Origin of the sequence: Shewanella hanedai (assembly GCF_007197645.1) — a bacterium.
In the GTDB taxonomy this organism is placed as follows: Bacteria; Pseudomonadota; Gammaproteobacteria; order Enterobacterales; family Shewanellaceae; genus Shewanella; species Shewanella hanedai.
The window spans coordinates 15,491-39,237 of record NZ_VKGK01000046.1; the positions used below are offsets into that span (position 1 = coordinate 15,491).

Below are 23,747 nucleotides of genomic sequence, written 5' to 3' on the forward strand. Positions count from 1 at the left end.
TCAAGATTATGCAGTCCGAACAGACTCGCCCTACACAAAACGTTAACGCTACTCAAGCATCAAATTCAGTGCCGCTACTGGACCGTTATTTTTCGATCTCAGCACGAGGCAGTACCTTAAGACGTGAAGTGGTGGCTGGTTTTACCACATTCCTTGCGATGGTCTACTCAGTGATTGTGGTGCCTAATATGTTAGGCTCTGCTGGATTTGATACTGGCGCAGTATTTATTGCGACATGTTTAATCGCCGCATTTGGCTCGCTATTGATGGGACTGTGGGCGAATTTACCCATGGCGATCGGCTGTGCCATTTCGTTAACGGCCTTTACTGCATTTAGCATGGTGTTGGGACAAGGGATCTCTATTCCAGTCACTTTAGGTGCTATTTTTCTGATGGGAGTGGTGTTCACATTTGTGAGCGTGACTGGCGTTCGTCAATGGGTGTTGACTAACCTACCTAAAGGAATTGCACATGGAACAGGCATAGGTATTGGTCTGTTTTTACTGTTAATCGCGACCAATAGCGTGCAATTGATTCTAGCCAGTGATGCGGGTTTGCCCGTTAAACTTGGAGACATCAACAGCCTGCCTGTCTTGGCTACGATCATCGGTCTTGCTGCGACCATAGGCCTAGAGCGTCGTGGCACCCCAGGTGGGATCCTTATTGTCATTATGGCGCTGTCAGTGTTTGGCTTGATATTCGATCCAGCGGTGCAATATCAGGGGTTATTTGCTTGGCCTGATCTAATGTCGGAGCAATCACTCATTGGTCAGCTTGATGTTATGGGGGCATTAAACCCAGTGGTATTACCGATAGTATTAGCATTGGTGATGACAGCCATTTTTGATGCCACAGGAACTATTCGTGCTGTTGCGGGACAAGCTGAATTGCTTGATAAGAATGATAACATTATCGGTGGTGGCAAGGCGCTGACCTCTGATTCTGTGAGCAGTATTGTGGCTAGTGTGGTTGGTGGTGCTCCTGCTGCTGTGTACATTGAATCAGCTGCGGGTACCGCTGCTGGCGGAAAAACAGGGTTAACGGCAACAATCGTCGGTATTTTGTTTTTATTGATGATGTTCCTCGCACCACTGAGTTATCTTGTGCCTGCTTACGCTACAGCACCTGCGCTGATGTATGTGGGGTTATTGATGTTGAGCAATGTGACTAAGCTTGATTTCAACGATAAAGTTGATGCGATGGCTGGTCTTACTTGCGCAGTGTTTATCATTTTAAGCTGCAATATAGTCACGGGTATTATGCTTGGTTTTGTCACGTTAGTGATTGGCAGATTGTGTAGCGGTGAGTGGCGTCAATTGAAACCTGGCGTGGTGGCGATAACCTTAGGCTTGGTGATATTTTATATGGGTGGTTGGGCTATTTAATCCATTCGTTATCCTTCTTGAGAATAGGCTAGGTTCAGTATTGAATTTAGCCTCAAACGATCTCAATACGCAGGGTTTATACCCAAGCTACTTGGAAATGCAGAATTCAGTGGGAATTTAATGCACTTTAAGTAAGGTCAGTAATATGCTCCTGGATGACTGACATTCACACCATCCATGGTGATTACATTGTTTGCAGTTAATGGTTGTTCCCTTAGCAAAATCAATAACGCAGAATAAAGAGCATTAAAACCCATCGTAGAAGGCTTTGCGCAAGCCCACTTCGTTGTTGCATTAACTTAAAAGGGAGTCACCATTCCTAAGTCAATGCGTCTAGAATTGAACTCGCGCAACGCCTCTGAAACTAGCATTCTCAGGTAGTTTGGGTATAACTGTCTTGTTTTAGTGTTTAGAAGGATAAGGGATTAGTCGGACGTGACTAGAATTGACTTAGGTAGTGTTATGGTGAAAAGGCTACCTTCATCGATTGTTGAGGATACTTTAACCTCGCCTTGCAAAACTTGATTCACTAAGTTGTAGACAATGTTCATGCCTAAACCACTCCCACCTTTACCGCGTTTAGTGGTGAAGAAGGGAGAGAACACTTTCTCCTGTATTTCCGCTGACATTCCACACCCGTCGTCTTGATACAGAAGCTCAAAGCCTGATTCTGAGGTGATGACTTTCAGTTGTAGGTTGCCAATTCGTCCATCTGGGAATGCATGCACAATCGAGTTATTGATGAGATTACTGATAATTTGGTAAAAGGCCCCCGGATTACTCTTTACGATAATGTTATCTTCACATTGATAACTGTACTGATGTGAAGTTCGGGACAGCATTGGGTTTAATGATAAGAAGATCTCGTCCAGATAAGTCTTTAGATTAAACTCTCTGATATCTTCATGTGACTGATCTACAGAGACCTGTTTGAAACTCTGTATCAGTTTAGAGGCTCGCTCTAGGTTGACCAGCATTAACTTGGAACAATCGGCAATCTCAATTTGATACTCCTCAAAGTCTTCATGAGATACTTCTCCGGTAGCATAGAGTTTGTTGAACTTATCAACACTGGTTTGCAGGTGGGAAGCTGCCGTCACGCTGATGCCTATCGGGGTGTTAATCTCATGGGTGATACTGGCCACAAGCCCTCCTAAAGTTGCCATCTGTTCTTTGTCGACAAGTTCATTTTGGGTCAGTTCTAACTCTTGGAATGTGGCTTTTAGTTCATCGTTACTTTTTTGTAATTCGTTGGTTCGACTCAGTACTCTTTTTTCTAACTCTTGGTTTAATGATCTTAAGGCGACTTCTGTTTCTTTCTGTGATTGAATGTTTTTGATGGTGCCAGCCAGCCTTGTTGGACGTGTTAAATGATCCCGAACGATCACCTGTCCTCTATTTAATACCCATAGCCAATTTCCATCGGCGAGTTTGGAACGGTATGCCAGTTCGAACTTGTCTTTGCCCTTATTCATACAAGCATCGATTTCAGCGGCAATATTTTGCAGATCTTCGGGGTGAACGCATTGCAGCATGGTTTCATTGAGGTGAGTTTCGCTCTCTGGGTATTTAAGAAATACATTGGTGCGAACTATCTTTTTGTCTCCAATGTTCCAATCCCAGAATTCATCGCCACTGCCCCACAATGAAAGCTGCAATCTTTGTTCACTTTGCTCAATCTCTTTAAGTAACACATTTTGTGCATTGTATTTTTGATGCCTTGAATAATAAAGTAGGGTAAACAAGACGATAAAGATCAAGGTGTAGATGGTGTAGGCCCACCAAGATAGCCAAGGTGTGGCTAATATTTCTATGTCTAATCGGCGAATGGGACTGTAATTGCCATTGATATCTTTTGCTCTTAATAGGAAAGCGTAATCTCCTGATGAAAGGCCGGTGAACTGGGTTGTTTGGTTTGTATTGGCAACGAGCCAGCCGTCATGTAAGCCTACCATTTTATATTCATAGGTTAAGCGTTTGGCTCTGTGAAGTGATGGACTTAGAAAAGAGAGCGTAAATATGTCTTGATGGTAGGACAGTTTGATTTTATCCGTTTTAATGAAGCTTGACGTTTGTGCATCTGAGTTAGTTGTTTGATATTTATTTAAGATCGTAAGTGAATCTATAACTGGTTGCATAGGGGGCGATAACTTGGGCAGTTGCGAGGGGAAGAAGTGATTAAACCCATTAATTCCTCCTAGATAGATGTGATTATCGCTATCGATAAAACCTGCACCAAAGTTGAACTCGTTATCTTGAAGTCCATCAATATAGGTGAAATTTCTGATGGTAAAGTTACGCGTATTGAGCATGCTCAAGCCTGATGCCGTACCTACCCAGAGATTTTTTTTGTTATCCATGATCATTAAGTAAGCAAGGTTACCAATTAGGCCTGTTTCAGTGTTGAATAGCTCTGTTTCATAACTTTGAGTATCAAATGAGAACACTCCGTCGTTGCTACTTATCCATATAGTATTGTTATCACCCAATTGGATCGACATCAGATGTTGGGAGGGGATGGGGGATTTGGTTTGAGTGTTAAAGTGGGTAAATTTTCCCTGAAGGTCTAGTTTAGTCATGCCATTATCGTATGAGGCGAACCAGTAGTTTCCTTGGTTATCTTGAATCATGTCGGTTATTTGATTGCTTGGCAGAGAGTTCAGATCACCTTTGATATGATGGTATTGAATGAAACCCTGTTCTTCATCTATATATTTTGCCACACCAGCATCTTTGGTGGTGATCCAAGCCTGATTATCACGATCGAAGTACAAACTGTATAAATAGTTGCTAGGTAAACCTTTTGCATTGCCAGTCTGATATTGATAGTGGGAATAACTGAGTTTATCGGCAGAGAAAATAAACAGCCCTTCACCTCTGGTGCCAATCCATAATCTGTCCTGATCATCTTCTTTAATAAAACTAATGAAGAGGTTTCTCGTTTGTATCCCTGGAATGTCAAACAGGGTAAAGCCTAAAATCTCATTACTTTTCCCTTCTTGGGCTCTGTATAAACCTGTGCTTGTTCCAACCCACAGCTGTTGCTGGTGATCTCTGTATATGCTCCTGACATTGGTATTACCTAATACTTTGCCTTTTAGGTTAACCATGTTGTTAGAGCCAAAGCTTTCAGCTTCAAGATAGGTTTTGTGAAGTCCGCTGCCTTGGGTGCCCACCCATAGTTGGTGTTCACTATCAATCGTAAGCGAGGTAATGTGGGTACTGTATAGACTGTTACTGTCTTCAGCTGAGTGACTGATAATATTTAGCTTATTTAATTGTGGGGAATATTTAGCAAGCCCTTTACCGTGAATGGCTATCCATAAATTGCCATACATGTCTGTTTTTAGTTGGTTGATGCTATCGCTGTTCAGTGCCGAAGTTGCGTCTAAATGCTGCAAAGTCTTGGCTTGTTTATCGAATAAGTACAAGCCCTTTTCTTTCGTACCAATCCATAAGGCATGATTTTTATCGGCTTCTAAACTGGTTATGCTTCCTGCTAGGAGGTGATTCACTTCAGGATAGTGAGTGATATTATTGCCATTGCTTATTGATGATAATCCTTTATCTGACACGACCCAGAGTTGATCAAATTTATCACCTAATATCATGGAAATTCTATTATTTGTGGCATTTTGCCCTTGTTCATTTTCTGAAGATAAAAACAGATGATTAAGTATTTTATTTTGAGTGGGGGAGAAGTGGATAAGCCCGTTGTTGTGGGTTGCTAACCATAGATTGCCTTTGGCGTCTTGATAGAGGTCAATTATCTCATGGTTTGGTAACGGACTATTGGATTCATTGAAGGGGATGAAAGTATCAGAATCAGGTAAGTATTGGTTTATGCCATTACTGTTGGTGAGCAACCATAACTGCTTAGCCTTACCAAAAAAAAGCTTTTTAATATGTTTGTCTGTTGGACCTGTATTGTTTTGGCTTGTTTGGTAAAACTTAAAATGTTTGCCATCGTAACGATTTAGTCCTGCCTGAGTGGCAATCCAGAGGAAACCTTGGTCGTCTGTCACTATGTCGTTGACAGTATTCATCGACAGCCCTTGCTCGGCTTTATAAGCGTCGAAAATAGGTTGGTTTTCCATGGCTAAAAGGGGAAAACCCATTAACCAGATCGACATTATAAGGAGAATTCTCATCCGATAGATTTATTTCACTTCATGTTTGTGAATGTTAAGTCTATAAGTTTAGAAGTAAATCGTGAAAGTGCGAGGGTAAAAACGAGAAATTTATGAATAAAAAAAGAGTGGCAAAACCACTCTTTTTTAGTGCTGCAATCTCAGGCTAAATAATTAGAATATCAGATGAGCGACACCAGCAATGATAGGCAGAGTGACTAATGTTCTAAGGATGAACACGACAAATAGCTCGAGTATATTAACTGGGATTTTACTTCCTATCAGTAACGCACCCACTTCACTCATATAGATAAGTTGGGTCACTGACATTGCAGCAATGATAAATCGAGTCATATCTGACTGTATTGAACTGGCTAAAATCGAAGGCAAGAACATATCAGCAAACCCAACGACGATGGTTTTAGAGGCGGCAGCTGCTTCTGGTACTTGGAGCAGCTCAAGTAGCGGAATGAATGGCATCCCAAGATAATCGAAAATAGGGGTATGTTCAGCCACAATCAATGCGAGTGTACCGATGGCCATGACCACGGGGATGACACCAAACACCATGTCGATAACGTTTTTCATACCATCATTTATGGTGTGCTTCAGGCCGCCTGCTTTCGATGCTTTATTCAATGCCTGTTCTAGCGCCCATGAAAAAGCGCCTCTGCCAGCAGGAATAACCTCATCATCTAGTTGTCTTGGTGTGTCATCGATATAAATATCTTTTTTCCAAGAAAGAGGCGGTAATTTAGGCACGATGATGGCAGCCATGAATCCGGCAAAACAGACAGTAAGATAGAAGGGCACAAACAAATGCTCTAACTTAACTTGAGAGATGACCACCAACGAAAAGGTAATTGAGACAGCAGAGAATGTGGTACCAATCACTGCTGCTTCTCTTTGTGTATAAAAGCGAGCTTCGTACTGCTTGCTTGTCATCAAGATGCCGACACTGCCATCCCCTAACCAAGAAGCCATACAATCAATTGCACTACGACCGGGAAGATTAAACAACGGACGCATAATTTTTGTCAGTAAAGTGCCAAAAAACTCTAATAAACCAAAGTTAAGTAGCAGTGGAAGCAACATACCCGCGAAGATAAATACACAAAATAGCACAGGCAGTAGATCGTTAAGTACTAATGCTCCGGTGTCGCCAGAATTAATCGCCGCTGGGCCAACTTGTGCGAACGTCAGTACAATAAAAACGGCACCAAAAGTACGAATGATAAGCCACATCGGCGTGACGTTGAGCAATGAGTTTAAAAAGCTATGCTGAGTAATAAAGGCGGGTTTTAATAGCTTAGTAATAATGGATGCAATAGCGGTAAAGCAAACAACCCCGGTGACGATGGCGGTTAATGCATCACCAAAAAATGCTTGTAGCCCTTTAGATACAATCGCGATTGGGATAGTAATTGCGTCTTGATAACTGATAGGCGTCATAAATAGCAGTAGGCCAATTAATGACGGGATAATAAAAGTTAGTATGGTTTTTATGTTATGGGTTTGTTTTTCAGCCACTTTTTTACACTCTACATTATCTGTTTGACAAAGTTGCAATCAATGATCAATTTAGCGGTTTTTGAATATCATTGAATATTCATTCAACTCAAGAAAAGCAAGGGTACCCCCTTAATTCCTGTATGTAAAACCTTATCTAACACTGTGATTATTCGAGTTCTCGAAGAATAGTTATTGCATCTTTTTGATTATTTATATTGTAACTTACAGGTGTGATAATTGGCTATAAAGTTTTTGGTAAAAATTTTGTTAAAACAAAGTTTTGCGATGGTTTCTAACTCGTGTTTTTGAGTGTCGATTATCGGCATAATAACAATCTCAACAAGTGGATGATGAGTTGAGAAGCATGTGGGCTTTAATGCAGTAAGCATTGAGGATAAATGAGACTCGCACAAGGGGTAAATGGCATGCTTACTGCTGCTCAGATATCATGACTTGCAGGTTAGTATAAATAGCAAAAGATGCGTGTGTTGCGCTAGGTGCTCTGGATATTTTATTAACTACATTTTTGCGTGCTCCGGTGACTTAGTTCTCTCTGGTTTAAAGGCCTGGTTGGGATGAATGGATAACAGTTAGTTTCGTTCCTCCTTAAATATTTATTTGCTAGTTTCTACCTCTTTGCTTAGTGACCGTGGCTGATGTTAGCTGTTTGTTTTACCTCTATTCGATTCGGTTTTATTACCATTTCTAGTTGTTCTTAAAATAGAAGGGCTGAGAATTGGCGCTAGACCTCGTTAATAAAACCTGTTTCCATGTATTTTACGGGCTAGGTGAATGATGAATTTCAGGAATATGGTAGATAAGAGTAAAAAACTATCGAGTCTTGCGTTTAAATTTGGTGTCCTTGGGATTATCGGACTGCTTGCCGGTACCATTCTATCTGTTGTCGGTTTTCAAGATTTCGAAGGTAATCGCTTTAATTTTTTAAATCATACTCTGAGTGAATTAGGTCACTATGGTCACTCAACGCTTGCGGTAATTATTAATGGCGGGTTGTTTTTTGGTAGTTTGAGCATGAGCTTATTTGCTCTTTTCTCAATACAATTAGTCGATAATAAGTCACTTTTCCCGTTATGTTTCTCTTTAGCAGCGACGTTTGCTTGCTTGGCCGCGGTAGGGCTATTTCCTGTGAATGTGTATCATCTTCATACTGCAGCGCTTAAGTATTTTTTTTACTTAGGAACCAGTAGCTGTGCACTCTATTTTATATACCTGATGAGGCACGGTAAGCTGTTCTATTCACGATGGAATATAGTTACCGGATTGTTGACCTTGATCAGCTTCAGTGCTTTTCTTTTTATGTCTCATATTAGTCTTGGCTTTTTTGGTGATGATCGCCCCTTTTATCAAGAGGTGGTGATGGAGCTACCTAGGCCGAATATATGGTGGCCTGCGGTGATTGAGTGGCTGAGTCTTACACTTTTTATTGTTTGGTGCTCAGGTCTTGTCCGCAGTGTCAAAAAGCGACGATTGCGAGATGAGAACTAAAGCTTTAAGGCTTTCAAACCTTAAAGCTTGTGCTTTTAGTGAACTATAGATGATTAAATCCAGCTTCTTGATGCCAGTATCCATTGCAACTTAGATCGGCATTTTGATACTGCACTGAACTGGCACCATCAAATAAGTTATCGGCTTTTTCGATACACTTGATGCCAGAGGGAGAGACTCTAAAATAGTCTATCCCCATTTTATCCATTGAGGCAATCTCAGAGGTTAAGTCGATACAGGCCGCTGATTGAGTCTGTATGCCATTTAGTCTTAACAAAGATTGAGATTCTTGAGTTTGCACCAAAATCCCTTTCGGATTCTCGATACATATGGTTTGGCACTTATCTTTCACTAAGCCTTGTTGTCTTGCGGTAAAGCAACGGGCTGATAGTGCAAGCGGTAAAAAGCCATGACCAAGTACTTCGATTTCAAATGTTGGTTTTTCCTCAGCTATAACATGGTTAAGCCAATGCTTAGATAATTCAACGGGCATGACAAAGCGCTGCATTCCCCATTGATGAAGAAGCTTTAGACTGGCTAAGTTGTAGTTATTAATCGTCGGACCACAGATAAAGGGTAAGTGTTTCTCTTTCGCTGCTTGCACGGCACCGATATCATTGGCCTCTATCGTAAACTCACCATTTTCCACCTGCTTTTTTAATTCAGTGAACTCCGAAGGGGCCTCCAGCAAGGCTAATGTTGAAATCACGACCTCTTTTCCTGAAGCCTTTAACATATGGGCAAGATCCATATAATCCGCGAATTTCAGTTCGCGTCGGCGACTGCAGATGGTTTCCCCAAGATAGACCAAAGGGATATTGCTTGCTGCAACTTGAGTGTAAAACTCGTTGATTTTTTCTTTAGGCCAACAGTATTGAATAGGGCCAAGTGACGCTTTCATAGTCTTTTTCTCAATCATTGCCAAGTGCGCTCATAGGCACCTAAAGTGGTCGTTTGTCCTTCAGATACTTTTGCTAATGCTCTATCCCATTCACTTTGTGTTTGGTAGTTTTCTGGGTCGTGTAAATAGGTATCAATGGCACGGCGCCACACCGTCGTCACCTGTTCGACGTAAGCAGGGCTGCGTTGACGTCCCTCTATTTTTAGAGACACCACATTGGCTTTGGCTAATTCAGGTAACAAGCTTAAAGTGTTGAGGCTGGTAGGCGACTCTAACAGGTGTGAAGGGACACTGTTTTGCTCGGTAATGTAGCGACCTTTACAAACAACCGGGTATCCCATCTGCTCATTGATGCCAGACTTATCGATTAACACTTCATTCAGGCGAGTTAATCTGTCATGACCTTCCTCTTGCCAGCGCACATGTTTAGCCGGCGAGCATGATCCGCCAGTGTTTGGCGATTGACCTGTCACGTATGATGACAGATGGCAGCGACCCTCAGCCATAATACATAGACTGCCGAAGGCAAAGACTTCAAGATCGACAGGAGTTACTTTACTTAGATCCCTTACTTGCTTCATCGATAGGACTCTTGGCAGTACTGCACGTTCAATATTGAACTCTTTTTTATAGAGGGTTAATGCGCCAAGATTCGTTGCACTCGCCTGCACTGATAAATGTAGAGGTAGGTGAGGGTAGTGACTGTGGGCATAATCAAGCAGTGATAGATCTGCGACTATTAAGGCATCAATACCGGTATTTGCTGCAATATCAACAGCCTCATACCAACGCTTCTCTTCGCCAGGTTTAGGGAATGTGTTGATAGTAAGGAAGATCTTCTTACCCTGTTGCTTCGTATACTGGGCAGCTTCTTGCAGTTTTTTTGGGGTAAAGTTAAGTCCCGCGAATGATCGCGCATTCGTGTCATTCTTTAGTCCTAAGTAAACAGCATCGGCGCCAGCGTTAAGCGCAGTTTTCAGTGATGCCAAATTACCTGCTGGGCACAGCAGTTCCATATTATTGCTCCGAGATACTCCCAAAATTTGAATTTGGAGTTTAAAAGGGATTGGCAGCCGAATACTTGATATAAAACAGGTTTGTGATCATAAAATCTGGTTAAACTCTTTTTCTTTTTAACTCTCCTGTTATAGGAAGAGCTCAGTTCCCTCTATTAAGGATCGAGATTGATATGCAAGCACCTTTTTTGAACAATATGGCTAAGCAATTATTAGCGCTGGGCCCTAAGCTGGCTCGTCGTCCATTAGGTTTGATCCCTTTTCGTGTGAAGGCTGAAATATTAGAGCGTTTATTAGGTCAGCTTCTTTCGCAGCAGTCTGAAGATGAAGAGTTAGCGTTTTTAGAGGGCAATTGGGTAGCGATTGATGTTGTTGATATGGGGTTAGCGTTTGAGGTCAGTTTCGATAGTCGTTGGCATGTGCGTGAACCTCAAGCGGCAGCGGTGACTTTTTCGGGGCATTCTAAAGAGCTCCTTTTAGTTGCGGCGGGTAAGGAAGATCCCGACACACTGTTTTTTCAGCGTAAATTATCGATTGAAGGCGACACAGAGTTGGGATTGGAAGTTAAAAACTTACTGCTTAGCATAGAGTTCGACACGATGCCGGCTCCAATTAGATACAGTATCGAAAAACTGGCTATGATGATCCAACAGCTGCAACTTAAAGCAAACCCTGAATTAGCCTGAATTTACAACATAGAGATGGAGCTAAGGCTCCTTTCTGTATCTTCTCTCTATATTAATAATAACTTGTACAAATTAATTCTTCTAAACTTACTGCTATAGATGATTTTAAAGGGATTAATGAATCATTTGGTCACAGCGGTGGTGATAAGGCTCTTGCTAAGTTGGCTGACCAGTTGAAAAAGAGAGTGACTACGTCCTACCTGGCTAGGTTTAGTGGTGCTGAATTTTGCAGTGTTATCAGCAGTAAAAGTTTAACGGAAAACCGATCACTTTTAGAGGAGTTTAAAAAGGAAGTTAGCTTGCTTACACTGGATTATAAAGATCGTGAACTGCGCTTTACTGTCACTGTTGGTGGGGCTGAAATGGGAGATAAAACCACAGTTAAGAAATGGTTAACACAAGCAGATGCAGCTTATCAAGAGGCGCTGACAAAGGGCGGTGGTGGTCTGGTCATTCATGATTCATAAGACTGTGGGAATAACAAAAGTAGATGAATGAACTGCAAACCAAATGAATATAAGGTCAATTCATTTGGCGTAATTTAGACTACAGACTATTCGATTACTGGCTTTCCAGTAATGATATGATATTTCACTAACAGCTCATCATCGGACTCTTTGTGGTCAGGATCCGGGTCGATACAATCAATAGGACATACTGAGATGCAGGTTGGCTTATCATAGTGACCGACACATTCAGTGCAAAGATCTGAATCTATCTCATAGATCTCTTCGCCCATAGTGATCGCCTGATTAGGGCATTCAGGCTCGCACATGTCACAGTTGATACAGCTATCATCGATTAGTAAAGCCATTGTCTATCTACTCGTTTGTTCTTTCATTTTTATGACCCTACAAGTCGCTCGTAGGGTCATATTGTGCGCAATTAAGCTTGTGCGTGCGGATTACGGGTATCTTGACCTTGAGGTAAGTTACGCAGTAATACGGCCTTATCAGTGTCAACACCAGCAGGTAAAGCCAAGAATACGAAGTGCCCAGAACCTAACCCAGCCTCAACACTTTCACCTTTACGGTTGAACAGCTCTTTAATGGTCAACGTGAGATTACCTTGTGGGGTCATCACTTCAACGCTGTCGCCAACAGAGAATTTGTTTTTAACATCAACTTCAGCCATACCAGCTGTGTTCAGTTTACCGGTGAACTCGCCGACAAATTGCTGTGTATCACTGATAGAGTAACCGTAATCATAGTTTTGATATTCATCATGGACATGGCGACGCAAGAAGCCTTCGGTGTAACCACGATGTGCTAGGCCTTCAAGATTGTGCATTAATGTACGATCGAAATCCTTACCAGATACAGCATCTTCGATAGCTTGACGGTAAAGTTGTGCTGTACGAGCAACATAATAGAATGACTTAGTACGTCCTTCGATTTTCAGTGAATCGATGCCCATCTTACTTAAGCGTTCAACATGCTGAATCGCGCGAAGATCTTTCGAGTTCATGATGTAAGTACCATGCTCATCTTCAAAAGCTGGCATGTATTCACCAGGACGACCCGCTTCTTGTAGCAAAACGATTTGATCGCTCGGCTGACCTTCACCTAATGTCGGCTTTTCAATTTGGACACCATGTTGATCCACAAGAGCTTGTGGATTGACGGCAACAATGTCGCCTTCCATGGTTTCTTTTGCTTCATGGGCCTCGTATTTCCAACGGCACGAGTTAGTGCAAGTGCCTTGGTTAGGATCACGTTTGTTGATGTAGCCAGACAATAAACAACGGCCTGAATACGCCATACAAAGTGCGCCGTGAACGAAAACTTCAAGCTCAATATCTGGGCAGCGTTGACGTATCTCTTCTATTTCATCAAGGGATAGCTCTCGAGATAAAATGACGCGTTTAATGCCTTGCTGTTGCCAAAACTTAACAGACGCCCAGTTAATGGCATTAGCTTGAACAGAGAGATGGACCACTTGATCGGGGAACGCTTCTCTTGCCAACATGATAAGGCCTGGATCTGACATGATGATCGCATCAGGCTTCATGTCGACTACTGGTGCCATATCTTTAATATAAGTCTTTAGCTTGGTGTTGTGTGGCGCGATGTTACTCACGACATAGAGTTTCTTACCAAGTTCATGAGCTTCTTGAATACCCGTTGCTAGGTTTTCCAGCTTAAAGTCATTATTTCTTACCCTAAGGCTGTATCTAGGCTGGCCTGCATAGACAGCATCTGCACCATAGGCAAAAGCATAACGCATATTTTTCAGTGTCCCAGCGGGAGACAGCAGCTCAGGTTTAAACATAATTACTCTCAGTTAGCTAAAATTGGCATGACAAGCGGGCGGGTATATTACTTAATGTTTGTGTGGTTATCAAACTTTGCCCTTGAATCTTCCACAACCCTTAGTATATCAAGTTTTACTTAATAATATGCGGAGAAATATTTCCTAAAAAAGATAATATTACTCTCTAAAAATCTTAAAGTTAGCTAGAATACAAACAGATTGTCAACAAGGTGATCACCTATCGCGTCACAGGTTAACAAGTCGGTGGACTTGGTCACTTTCTTTGATGATAAAAAATTAACTAGGATTTAAAATAGGGATAAAAATGTCAACGGAACATCAACTGTTAGTCGGCCTTTTAAAGAAGTTGAAAGCAGATTCACTCGTGCTGCCAACTCTGCCTGAGGTAGCGATGAGAGTTCAGGAAGTGGTTTCAAGACCTGATTCAAGCCCCAAGCAAGTTGCTGAGATTATTGGCCAAGATGCGGCTATCTCAGCACGAATGGTTAAAGTAGCCAACAGTGCGCTTTATAGCAGGGGCATTAAAGCTGAAAATGTAAATTGTGCCGTCACTCGAATTGGATTAACTCAGATTAAATCGATTGCGACTTCTGCTGCGATGGAGCAATTATTCATCTCTACCAACGAGATGGTGTGGGAAGTGATGGATGAGGTGTGGAGCAGCTCTATTGAAGTGACTTCAGCAGCCTGTGCCATGTTGCATATTTACAGTAAAACCCACAAAGGTTGTGGACTCAGTTTTGATACACTGACCTTAGCGGGTTTAGTTCATAACATCGGCGCTTTGCCAGTCCTTAAAGAGGCTGAAGCACATCCAGAGCTGTTTACTAGCATTGATCAACTAAGGGCGTTGGTGAGAAAGATGCAAGGTCCGATAGGTCGCGCTGTGCTTAAGAGTTGGGAGTTTGCACCGGAAGTGACTGAGGTAGTTGAAAGATGGTCAGACCTATCTTATCTGCCTGATAATGTGGGTTATCTGGATTTTGTTAGGGCGGCAGCCTTCTATACTGGAGAATTGAGAGCGGGAGTTGATCTGGAGGAGAGGTTGGATCTGTATGCAAGACGCGGCCTACCAGTATCAGCTGAACAACTGGCTGACGATGAATTTTTAGAGAAGTACCACTTAATTAAGTCTAGTTACGAATAGTTGTGGTCTGAGGCGGTATTTAAGGTAAGCTTAATACTCATCATTAAGCCTAAAGTAACTTGGGAGTAGCATTACTCACGTGGGAATTGGCTGGGATTTAGTTCTATTATTGTTCGTTTTTGTAGCTGGTATCATCTTTTGGTACCGGCATAGAAAGAATGAAGCGAATTTTATTCAATCTTTCACGCAGTATATAGAACTGCTTAAGAGTAAAGAAGACACCCTTCATCTAGGACACATCGCTTCGAAGCCGTTTACTGATGCCGACGTGCCTAAAAAATATCAAGCCCTGTATCGCACATGGCACCAATTCATCAAAGGGTTGCCTGTACCAAATGACAAAGACAAGCTGACGGGGCTGGCCAATCGTGTCGCGCTTAAGTCTCGTTTTCTCAGCTTGATGCCTATTACTCAAGGTACGTTAGTGCTTATCGATATTTATCATTTTCGATTCGTTAACGATCTCTTTGGTTTCTCAGTTGGCGATAAACTGCTGCAGACATTATCTGAACGACTGCATGAACTGGACAATGCACCGACTTTCCTTGCTCGCATGAATGAAGATGAGTTTTTACTTTACTTTGAGCAACCTCAAGATGAAAACGCGCTGTTAACTATTCGTAATCAACTTCAGGCTCCTTTTGATATTCAAGCCATTCCGATAACGATTCAAATTCAGATGGGTTACCTGGATCTCGCTTTGCACCATACCTACGTCAGCCAACTGTTAAGGCGGCTCGACCTTGCACTGATTAAGGCTAAGGGCGAGAAACATCTATTTGCCAGCTACTCAGAAGGTGATGATCTTAGCCAGCAGCGTCAACTCAGCATTATAAATAGACTCCCTAAGGCGCTCGAACGAGGTGAGTTATATATGGTGTATCAACCTAAATTAAATGTATTAACAGGTGGCTGTAGCCAAGTTGAAGCTCTTATGCGTTGGGACCATGAAGATTTAGGCATGATATCCCCCGCCGAGTTTATCCCGCTGGTTGAATACGCAGGAATGATAGAGTTGGTCAGCCAATGGGCGCTGGATCAAGTGATCTCTCAACAGGCAAAGTGGCATGAATCCGGGCTTGCGCTACAAGTCGCAGTGAACCTCTCCTCTAAAGATATTATTAGCGGCACTTTGTGTGACGAGATCCAAGCCAAGTTCGATAAATATGGATTAGATACCAATCTGCTCTCCATCGAGATCACTGAGAGTAAATTAATGAATAATATGGAGATGGCGGTTAAAACCATTGAGAAACTGAAAGCGATTGGCGTCGATGTGGCAATTGATGATTTTGGTACGGGTCACTCTTCACTTGCTTACCTTAAATACCTTCCGGTCGATGAAGTTAAAATCGATAAAGCGTTTATTGATGATTTGATGGTCGACAAGCAAGCCAGACATATTATGAAATCAAGTATCGATCTTGCTAAAGGTTTGGACTTTAAGGTTACCGTTGAGGGAGTTGAAACTGAAGAGGTGAAGCAATTGTTGGTCGAGATGGGTGTCGACAAAATTCAGGGCGAGTTGTTTGCGAGACCGATGAGGGCCTTAGAGCTGGAGCTTAACTGGCAACAGTTACAAGGTCGCGAGTAGAGTATTTATCATTTTGATTGAATGGGTGGGCTGTTGCTCACCCATATGTAACCTTAGGTTGTCACGACTGAATCGAAAGACTGACTTAGCAGGGCAAGTAAGCTTGGCGTCATAGGTGCTAGTTGTCGTGCTTTATTCATGCACACCATCTCTATGGTCGCGGTTACTGCGGGCTTGCTCGCGTTGGGACGCCAAATCTCTTGTTTCCAAACCGTTCTGTATTTGCTCTCGAAAAAGAATTGGGTTCGAACATCGATAATATCTGCAAATTCAACACCATCATGGCAGAGCATATCGCTGCGATACACGGCAAAACCTAAACCTTGATCCTGCCAGAGAGCAGCGAGGATATCCGCACCGATAACATGTTCTCTTGCCCGCTCAAAATACTTTAGGAAGTTAGGGTGATAAACCACACCTGAAAAGTCGGTGTCTTCATAATAGATCTGAATTGGAAAGTGAAAGGTTTTACTGTAATTCATCTCTTTTTTATTTTGCATGGTGTCATGGGTCCAGGAGAAATTGGCGCTAGTCTAGCATATTCGTATTTAAGAGAGGTTATACCAATCCCACTAATAATGTGAGCTTTCAGCGGGAATTCAAAACCCTGTATTTGCTCCTGCAATACAGACATTCGCTACATCCATGTCGCTAGCGGATTTCAGTCATGTTTAGTTGCGCCATGAACCGCTATCTTAATAGCCAATAAGCAATGATTTTGGTAGACTCCCGCCTCATTTATTTTCCCCGGACACGCTTTCCATGAAATTCGAAACACTTGATTTATCCTCTTCAATTATTGAAGCCATAGAGGCATGTGGTTATCAAAAACTGACTCAGGTGCAATCAGAAGTGATCCCTGTAGCCTTAACGGGCTGTGATCTCATGGCTTGTGCTGAAACTGGAACCGGAAAAACAGCTGCTTTTGCTCTACCGTTATTGGAAAAATTGCTGGCGGAATCCTTAAGTGAAAGCTCACTTCGTGGGTTAATACTGACGCCGACACGAGAGCTTGCTATTCAAGTTGCCGACAATATTACCCGTTACGCTCAGTTCACCTCGCTTAAAACCTTGGCGGTTTATGGCGGTGCTAACATGAACCCGCAGCGTAAAGCGCTAAATGCAGGTGTTGACATTTTAGTGGCGACCCCTGGACGACTGTTCGACTTTATTGGTCAGCACGGTTTAGACCTGTCGAGCGTCACCAGCTTAGTGATCGATGAAGCTGACAGAATGCTGGACATGGGATTTGTGCGTGATATTGAGCGTGTGAAAGCCTTGGTTGCTCGTCAGCACGTGACTCACTTCTTTTCGGCGACATACAGCGATGATGTAAAAATCTTAGCTGAGAAGATGTTGTATGCGCCTAAGTGGATCAATGTCGCCACGAGCAAGTCTGCCTCGAGTGTCGAACAAGAAGTGTATTTAGTGGATAAGCGCAGAAAGTCTGAGCTTTTGTCTGAATTAGTTGGCCGTAATAACTGGCAACAAGTGCTGGTATTTGCCAGTTCAAAAGAGAGCGCTGAACATATTCAAAAAGAGTTAATCCTCGATGGACTTAAGAGTGCCGTATTCCATGGTGATAAAACTCAAGGTGCCCGTAATCGCGCATTAGAGGAGTTTAAGAGTGGCGCACTCCGCGTGCTGGTGGCCACTGATGTCGCCGCCAGAGGATTAGACATTCAAGCGCTACCTTTGGTGGTTAATATAGAGTTGCCGTTTGAAGCTGAAGATTACATTCATCGTATCGGACGTACGGGACGTGCTGGTCTCACTGGACACTCCATCTCTTTCGTGTGCCCAGCGGACGAGAAGAAACTTGCAGAGATTGAAACACTAATCGAGCTTACACTTCCACGCATCGTGGTGCCAGGTTACGAAGAGGGAACCCCGCTTCCTGCTCGTTATCGAGAAAGTACAGAAGAGTTACCGGCCAAGAAGCACGTAGATAGACGCAAAGGCAAGCCAAGCGCTAAAAGAGGCCAAGCCCATAAACGTTCAGGCGGTCAATCTGCCGACAAACCAAGCTATGCAAGTCGTAGAGGTGAAAAGAAGCGTTAATTGGGATGAATTAACGACACATCAATACTATCTTTAGTTTTAGTCGTTCAGCCTTCGAATGAAGGCTGAACACGTTTTCTGATTGATGTTACTTATAGTCTGCGACTCGCTAATTGCAGATACTTCCGTGGCACGCTGCAAGTATGTCCTTGTTAGCTGGATGACCGCAAAAAAACTCCATGTTTAAATGCCAGTTCAGCATCCCTGACTTTCGCTCTAAAAATCACATAGTGTGAAACCTCGCCTTGCTGTCAACGGCCGCTCTACGCAGGGTTATTCGTTGTTCAACTTTCTCAATCTAGTATTGATATGAACATTTTGAGACTAATGAAAACGAGCAGTAACGCGAACCCTTTTTTGAGTATGGGGACTGGTAGGTAATATGCCATTTTAACGCCGTATGGCGCCGTTAAAAAACTGGTGATAGACATTAACAATACCGCTGGGAGGTAAATATAACCGACTGCGTAGCTTGTAAGAGGCGTGCTATTCCAGCCGTGAATTAAGTAGCCTAAGGTTCCTGCTACAGAGATGGGTAATCCAATGGCAGCCGAAGTGCCAATTGCTTTTGTTATTTCAACATTTCGCCCTGTTAAGTAGGGGACTGTTAACGACCCGCCTCCAATAGAAACTAATGCTGATATCGCCCCAATTCCAGAGCCTGCTAGGAACATACTTCTTGTATTTGATATTTTTTGATCTGGTTTAACTGCTTTACTGAACAACATCTTCATCGACACATAGGTCATAAACAGGGCAAAGAAAAGTGCGAGGTAAAAGGCATCGACTTTAGAAGCGACAAAGGTTGAGGCGAAAGTACCCAAGGTAACCCCCGGTAACATGGTCATCACGACTGGCCAAAGGATGCCCTTTTTAGCATTGTGGACACGTAAACTTGATAATGATGTAAAGATAATTGCTGCCATCGATGTCCCTAAAGCCAAGGGGACGACAGTATTTATCGCCATGCCTTGATTTAAAAATATGGCAGTCAACATTGGTACCATAATTCCTCCACCGCCAATACCGAATAAACCAGCTGCAAAGCCGACAAATGCCCCTAATAATAAAAATGAACCTATAACATCGATTTCAAACATGTTATTTCCCCTACTTATTTAGTCTCAGAAATCAATGTTAAAGACATTAGGGAGTGGTAAGGTATCGATTATTTGCAAATTAATATCGATTATATGCCAAATAATATTGAACTTGCACCGTCGAGCGAGTCTAGAAGCCCTCTTTCTAGGCCCATTGTGGTTGTAAATCGAGAGTTGCTTATTCATTCAACCGTTAAAAAGCACTGCCATACTTGGGGGCAGTTTGTTTATGCAAGTCGAGGCGTGCTAGCGGTTGCTACAGCGGAAAACCGTTATATCGTGCCGCCAGAGCAAGGGGTGTGGGTGACACCCAATACCGACCATGAAGTGACGGCGATGAGCGATGTGGAGCTAACGAGTTTCTATTTTGATAATTCTATTCTCAGTGGTTTTCCTGATAATTGTTGTGTACTCAATGTGGGCGCTTTTTTTAAGGCATTGATTCTAGAATCTAGGAGTATTAATGCTGGCTATGAATGGTCTGGTGCTGATGGTCGACTACTCAGACTTATCCGAGATAAGCTCATTGTCGCGATAAAAATCCCCTTACACCTTCCGTATCCAAAGGACTTTAGGCTGCTTGCGATATTAACCAAGTTACAGCTTGAGCCGTCAAATCGTAACAACTTAGTGCAATGGGGGAACATTGTTGGTGCTTCGGCTCGCACGTTATCACGGCTATTTAAAAATGAAACGGGGTTAACTTATAGTGAATGGAGACAAAGGTTTAATATCCAAGTGGCCATCACTCAATTATCTTCTGGAGAAACCGTGAGTAATATCTCACTGAACCTTGGTTATGAGTCGCCTTCATCTTTTATCTACATGTTCAGAAAACTAACCGGCGTAACGCCCGGATTTTATAGTCAGAAATAATGTAAGGATATGACGCTATAACGGTACTGCTTCATTGTGGCCTATCGCTTCCCTGCATGTGGGGAGGGCAGTGTAAACACCCCGCCTCGAAACCTTACAAAATTGTATAGTTCAGGAAAGCTTGCGGAAAGATGACTCAGGTAAAGTTATCTCATCGACAGGGGAAACACCTTGTCTGTATCGAAACACTATGAGGACTTTACCATGAACAATACATCAGTTTTTAAAACAACGGCTATTACGACTCTCCTTGGACTGAGCGCCATGATGGCCATTGGATCAGCAAATGCAGATGATGCACCGACAGCGTTGAATCAAGATTCTATCTCTCTCCTCCAGGCTGTCGCATTGGCTGAAACTAACACGGGTGGCGTAACGATTGAAGCCGAGCGTGAAGTTAAAATGGGACAATCTTTCTATGAGATTGAGTTGATCGGTAAAGATGGTGAAAAAATTCATACCGCAATTAATACACAAACCGGTGATGTTATTTTGACAAGCCGTCGTAATAAGAATGATGGCGATCATGATGATAAATTGGAAGATGCATTGTTTCTCTCTGGGTTGAACAGTGGTCAGTATCTACCTCTAGCAGATGTGGTCAAACAAGCTGAGAAACAATTTGACGGTAAAGCGTGGAGTGTTGAACTGGATGATGACCATGGTATTGATTTTTATGAAATCAAGCTGATGACCGTCAATGGTAAGCAAGTTGAAACTGAAGTAAATGCACTGACATCATCGGTGACAAAATAATTCTCTCAGTGAACATTTGCGACGAACAATGAATAGTTAAAAAAGGGTGTGATCTTTGATGACACCCGAAGGAGATATCATGACCCAATCAGCAGAATCGTCAAATAGTACCCAAGAAACAGAAGATGGCCTGAGAAGTTCATCTTGGTCTAACAGCACAAAATATTGGTTTAACAAATCGAAAGAGTGGTCGTCAAACATACCATCAGGACTTAAAAGTATTCGTGAAAACGGACCAAAGTCACTGCTTGGTTTGGCCTCTTTCTCGCTGTTCTTTATACTTGGATTGGTTACACTGGGTGCGAGCTTATTGGCTGGTATCGCAGCGGTGATTATGATGAAATGGCAACAACATAAAGCGGAAACGACGCCAAGAAATGTGGCAGAATCAACCACAGTGGATCAACAAATAGTCCCTATCGATGTGGCATAAGTTGCAACGACAAATCCTATGATTGAGAGAGAACCGTCATGCGAGTGTTACTGGTTGAAGACGATGTGAGTCTAAGCAGTTTTGTTGAAAAGGGCCTGCGTGAAGCTGGGCATCAGGTAGAGGTGACGGAAAACGGCAAGTATGCGTTGACCCTTTGCATGACGGAACACTTTGATGTGGCGATCGTCGATCGCATGTTGCCGGGTCTCGACGGATTGTCTCTGGTTAAAGCACTTCGGGCTGCGCAAGTGGGAACGCCTATCTTGTTTTTGACTTCCCTAGGAGGGGTGGATGATCGTGTGCAAGGATTGGAAGCCGGAGGTGATGATTATCTCACTAAGCCGTTTGCGTTCTCTGAACTGCTTGCGCGTGTGAGCGCACTTTCTCGCCGATCCGCGTTGACATCGACCGATACTAAACCGCAACTGACGTTTGGCGATCTGGTATTAAAACTGTTTGAACATACTGCGACACGTCAAGGTAAGTTGTTGGATCTGCAGCCTAAAGAGTTTCGTATTCTAGAGTTATTTTTACGTCATCCTGGTCGCGTGATCACCCGTACGATGCTGCTTGAGCATGTGTGGGATATTCATTTTGATCCTCAAACCAGCGTCGTTGAAACGCACATTAGCCGTCTTAGGAATAAAATCGAGAAGCCTTTTGGTGACACATTGATCCAAACCGTACGAGGCGCAGGTTATAAGTTAGAACATCGACATGTTGAGGAGGCCAAATGAAACGCAGGCTCCTTGATATGTTGCGAAATAAAATCTCACTTCACTCTATGATTAATCGACTCCCTCTGTGGATGAAAAGCTCTGCTACCCAGCAGGGCGTGATGTTCGTTTTGGTGTCCCTTTTTAGTCTGGTACTTATGGCCAGCGTGACGATTCTGTATGTTGACTATGAACTGGGTCAGCAGAACAGTGAGATCGTTAAAGAGTCAAAGCAGCGGGCAACAGGTGATAAACACGATATCGACGAAGATCCGATTGAAGATGACGACATTATCGCGGTGCTTACCACAGGTTTTATTCTTGCTGGCGTTTTAGTATCACTCTTCACCATCGCCATTGTAGTCGCGATGGGCCGTTTGAGTCAGCAGCGGATCTCTCGTATTGAACAGGTGTTGAATGCAGCGGCAGACGGTGACTTGTCGGCACGAACGGGCGAGAAAAACACTTACAACGATCTGGCGAGAATATCGGTATCTGTGGATGAAATGCTTTCCCGTTTAGAAGGTTCTGTGGCGGCGATGAGCGATATATCCTCCAATATTGCCCACGAACTAAAAACACCTATCACGCGTTTGAGACACAATTTACTGACGTTACGTGATGAAGCTGATGCATCATCGACAGCGCACAGTCAGAGCTTTATGAATGAACTAGACCACGCCTTGTCTGATTCACAACGACTTGCTTCTATTTTTGATGCCCTGTTACGCATAACTCAAATTGAGTCTGGTGCGAGACGAAGCCGCTTTACTGAAACGGATTTGACTCAGATTGTCGATACCGTCGCCGAAATTTATGTTGATGTGGCAGAAGATGCCGGAATGCAGTTGCTGGTGCATAAAGTGCAATCGCCGTTGCTGATCCAAGGCGATCGAGAACTGCTGATCCAGCAAATTGCCAACTTGATAGAAAATGCGCTGCGATATTGTTCTGCCGGCAGCGTGATAAAGCTCAGTTGCGGTGCGGATGATAAAGCCTCACTGGTTTGGCTCAAAGTTGAAGATAATGGACTCGGTATTGCGGAGGCTGAAAGAGAGCGTGTTTTTGAGCGTTTATATCGTGTCGATAAAAGCCGTACCGATGGTGGGCTAGGGCTTGGTCTCTCATTGGCAAAAGCCGTTGCGGGTCTGCATCACGGCACCATTACCTTACAGGATTGCGAACCTGGTCTTGGTGTCATGATCTCTATACCAAGAGTTTAATCTGCCTTCAAATGAAGGTAGTTACATTTTTATTTTAGCTTCTAGCAGGATTGGTATTGGGTGATGTGTTTGAAGGTCGTATCTTCATGGTTGCTTATTGCCTCCAGCAGAGTATGTGCAGCTACTTCAGCGACACGACACGAGTATATCCCTATAGTCTCGGCCGTGACGTCTGATGTGAATGGATTCACAAATGCCGTGATGACATGGATGTCATAGAACGGCCATGTCACGGACGGTCACTGCCGCATCTACACCTGTTCATCTATCTCTTCGATTTGGCTTTACTTGGTAGGGGCTAACTTGTTTCTGCCCGTGCGACGTGAAGTCGTATGAAGCGCTGTTCACCGCTTTGAGTGAACCATCTGTATCACCAGATGACCCTATGGCTCTGAATAAAGTAGCGAGCCAGACAATGTAACGAAATTTGG

General features: G+C 43.1%; 20 protein-coding genes. 12 read left to right on the forward strand and 8 right to left on the reverse strand.

Annotated elements, in window-relative coordinates; translation table 11 throughout:
• Positions 1 to 8 precede the first annotated feature (8 nt).
• On the forward strand, positions 9 to 1,385 hold the full coding sequence (locus FN961_RS23605) for an NCS2 family permease (RefSeq protein ID WP_144042602.1): 1,377 nt from the start codon (positions 9 to 11) through the stop codon (positions 1,383 to 1,385).
• A gap of 425 nt (positions 1,386 to 1,810) precedes the next feature.
• Here FN961_RS23605 and FN961_RS23610 read toward each other — a convergent pair whose 3' ends face one another.
• Positions 1,811 to 5,518, reverse strand: a complete 3,708-nt coding sequence (locus FN961_RS23610) for a two-component regulator propeller domain-containing protein (RefSeq protein ID WP_229814794.1) — start codon at positions 5,516 to 5,518, stop codon at positions 1,811 to 1,813.
• A gap of 171 nt (positions 5,519 to 5,689) precedes the next feature.
• Positions 5,690 to 7,045 (reverse strand): YjiH family protein, encoded by a 1,356-nt coding sequence (locus FN961_RS23615; RefSeq protein ID WP_144042604.1) that lies wholly within the window; start codon positions 7,043 to 7,045, stop codon positions 5,690 to 5,692.
• Between the two features lie 774 nt (positions 7,046 to 7,819).
• Between FN961_RS23615 and FN961_RS23620 the strand changes: the two genes are divergently transcribed.
• The gene (locus FN961_RS23620) at positions 7,820 to 8,533 is read left to right on the forward strand and encodes a DUF998 domain-containing protein (protein WP_244950676.1); all 714 of its coding nucleotides are present in this window, start codon (positions 7,820 to 7,822) and stop codon (positions 8,531 to 8,533) included.
• A 43-nt stretch (positions 8,534 to 8,576) separates the two neighbouring features.
• On the opposite strand, the gene FN961_RS23625 is transcribed toward FN961_RS23620, so the two are convergent.
• Both FN961_RS23625 and ubiU read right to left on the reverse strand, forming a co-directional pair.
• Positions 8,577 to 9,434 (reverse strand): U32 family peptidase, encoded by an 858-nt coding sequence (locus FN961_RS23625; RefSeq protein ID WP_144042605.1) that lies wholly within the window; start codon positions 9,432 to 9,434, stop codon positions 8,577 to 8,579.
• Positions 9,435 to 9,448: 14 nt separating this feature from the next.
• On the reverse strand, positions 9,449 to 10,450 hold the full coding sequence (gene ubiU / locus FN961_RS23630; protein ID WP_144042606.1) for a ubiquinone anaerobic biosynthesis protein UbiU: 1,002 nt from the start codon (positions 10,448 to 10,450) through the stop codon (positions 9,449 to 9,451).
• 173 nt (positions 10,451 to 10,623) lie between these two features.
• Here ubiU and ubiT point away from each other — a divergent pair, with 173 nt between their 5' ends.
• Complete coding sequence (gene ubiT, locus FN961_RS23635) at positions 10,624 to 11,136, forward strand: ubiquinone anaerobic biosynthesis accessory factor UbiT (protein ID WP_144042607.1); 513 nt, start codon at positions 10,624 to 10,626, stop codon at positions 11,134 to 11,136.
• Positions 11,137 to 11,231: 95 nt separating this feature from the next.
• Positions 11,232 to 11,603, forward strand: coding sequence for a GGDEF domain-containing protein (locus FN961_RS23640; RefSeq protein ID WP_268241167.1), 372 nt, complete (start codon positions 11,232 to 11,234; stop codon positions 11,601 to 11,603).
• A gap of 86 nt (positions 11,604 to 11,689) precedes the next feature.
• Here the strand turns inward: FN961_RS23640 and FN961_RS23645 are convergent, their stop codons facing one another.
• Positions 11,690 to 11,950 (reverse strand): YfhL family 4Fe-4S dicluster ferredoxin, encoded by a 261-nt coding sequence (locus FN961_RS23645; protein WP_144042609.1) that lies wholly within the window; start codon positions 11,948 to 11,950, stop codon positions 11,690 to 11,692.
• 71 nt (positions 11,951 to 12,021) lie between these two features.
• Positions 12,022 to 13,407 (reverse strand): prephenate-dependent tRNA uridine(34) hydroxylase TrhP, encoded by a 1,386-nt coding sequence (gene trhP / locus FN961_RS23650; RefSeq protein WP_144042610.1) that lies wholly within the window; start codon positions 13,405 to 13,407, stop codon positions 12,022 to 12,024.
• A 307-nt stretch (positions 13,408 to 13,714) separates the two neighbouring features.
• Between trhP and FN961_RS23655 the strand changes: the two genes are divergently transcribed.
• Together FN961_RS23655 and FN961_RS23660 are read left to right on the forward strand one after the other, a co-directional pair.
• Entirely contained in the window at positions 13,715 to 14,557 is an 843-nt protein-coding gene (locus FN961_RS23655; RefSeq protein WP_144042611.1) for an HDOD domain-containing protein, read from the forward strand.
• Positions 14,558 to 14,636: 79 nt separating this feature from the next.
• Positions 14,637 to 16,151 (forward strand): putative bifunctional diguanylate cyclase/phosphodiesterase, encoded by a 1,515-nt coding sequence (locus FN961_RS23660; protein ID WP_144042612.1) that lies wholly within the window; start codon positions 14,637 to 14,639, stop codon positions 16,149 to 16,151.
• Positions 16,152 to 16,204: 53 nt separating this feature from the next.
• On the opposite strand, the gene FN961_RS23665 is transcribed toward FN961_RS23660, so the two are convergent.
• A complete protein-coding gene (locus FN961_RS23665; RefSeq protein WP_185972872.1) occupies positions 16,205 to 16,651 on the reverse strand; it encodes a thioesterase family protein in 447 nt (148 codons plus the stop codon).
• A gap of 262 nt (positions 16,652 to 16,913) precedes the next feature.
• Here FN961_RS23665 and FN961_RS23670 point away from each other — a divergent pair, with 262 nt between their 5' ends.
• The gene (locus FN961_RS23670; protein WP_144042613.1) at positions 16,914 to 18,212 is read left to right on the forward strand and encodes a DEAD/DEAH box helicase; all 1,299 of its coding nucleotides are present in this window, start codon (positions 16,914 to 16,916) and stop codon (positions 18,210 to 18,212) included.
• 293 nt (positions 18,213 to 18,505) lie between these two features.
• Here the strand turns inward: FN961_RS23670 and FN961_RS23675 are convergent, their stop codons facing one another.
• Complete coding sequence (locus FN961_RS23675) at positions 18,506 to 19,312, reverse strand: sulfite exporter TauE/SafE family protein (protein WP_144042614.1); 807 nt, start codon at positions 19,310 to 19,312, stop codon at positions 18,506 to 18,508.
• A 72-nt stretch (positions 19,313 to 19,384) separates the two neighbouring features.
• On the opposite strand from FN961_RS23675, the gene FN961_RS23680 reads away from it, so the two are divergent.
• The 5 genes from FN961_RS23680 (at position 19,385) to FN961_RS23700 (ending at position 23,316) form a co-directional block, all read left to right on the forward strand.
• Positions 19,385 to 20,188, forward strand: coding sequence for an AraC family transcriptional regulator (locus FN961_RS23680; protein WP_229814797.1), 804 nt, complete (start codon positions 19,385 to 19,387; stop codon positions 20,186 to 20,188).
• A 204-nt stretch (positions 20,189 to 20,392) separates the two neighbouring features.
• Positions 20,393 to 20,944, forward strand: a complete 552-nt coding sequence (locus FN961_RS23685; protein WP_144042615.1) for a PepSY domain-containing protein — start codon at positions 20,393 to 20,395, stop codon at positions 20,942 to 20,944.
• Positions 20,945 to 21,023: 79 nt separating this feature from the next.
• The gene (locus FN961_RS23690) at positions 21,024 to 21,377 is read left to right on the forward strand and encodes a hypothetical protein (RefSeq protein WP_144042616.1); all 354 of its coding nucleotides are present in this window, start codon (positions 21,024 to 21,026) and stop codon (positions 21,375 to 21,377) included.
• Positions 21,378 to 21,415: 38 nt separating this feature from the next.
• A complete protein-coding gene (locus FN961_RS23695) occupies positions 21,416 to 22,114 on the forward strand; it encodes a response regulator transcription factor (RefSeq protein WP_144042617.1) in 699 nt (232 codons plus the stop codon).
• Positions 22,111 to 23,316, forward strand: a complete 1,206-nt coding sequence (locus FN961_RS23700) for a sensor histidine kinase (RefSeq protein WP_144042618.1) — start codon at positions 22,111 to 22,113, stop codon at positions 23,314 to 23,316. The genes FN961_RS23695 and FN961_RS23700 overlap by 4 nt, the downstream gene beginning before the upstream one ends.
• Positions 23,317 to 23,747 lie beyond the last annotated feature (431 nt).